Origin of the sequence: Pseudoduganella rivuli, assembly GCF_009674485.1 — a bacterium.
GTDB lineage: Bacteria > Pseudomonadota > Gammaproteobacteria > Burkholderiales > Burkholderiaceae_D > Rugamonas > Rugamonas rivuli_B.
Genome location: NZ_WKJJ01000087.1, coordinates 1 through 255, shown reverse-complemented (window position 1 = coordinate 255; position 255 = coordinate 1). Strand labels below are relative to the sequence as shown.

The window sequence follows — 255 nt, the reverse complement described above, 5'->3', positions numbered from 1 at the left end:
CTTGCTACAGCATTTTGGTAACTGGTAGGGCTGGTTGGGCTCGAACCAACGACCCCCGCGTTATCAACACGGTGCTCTAACCAGCTGAGCTACAGCCCCAACATGCTTTCGTTCTTCTTTAGAACAGCCGATAAGTGTGAGCATTAGGCGGACAGCCTACTCTAGAAAGGAGGTGATCCAGCCGCACCTTCCGATACGGCTACCTTGTTACGACTTCACCCCAGTCACGAATCCTACCGTGGTAAGCGCCCTCCT

Annotated in this window: 1 tRNA gene and 1 rRNA gene; both read right to left on the bottom strand. The window is 53.7% G+C overall.

What is annotated here, in order from left to right:
- Nucleotides 1-22: 22 nt before the first annotated feature.
- Nucleotides 23-99, bottom strand: a tRNA-Ile gene (locus GJ700_RS34840).
- A 66-nt stretch (nucleotides 100-165) separates the two neighbouring features.
- Nucleotides 166-255 (bottom strand): 16S ribosomal RNA (locus tag GJ700_RS34835); the annotation flags it as partial.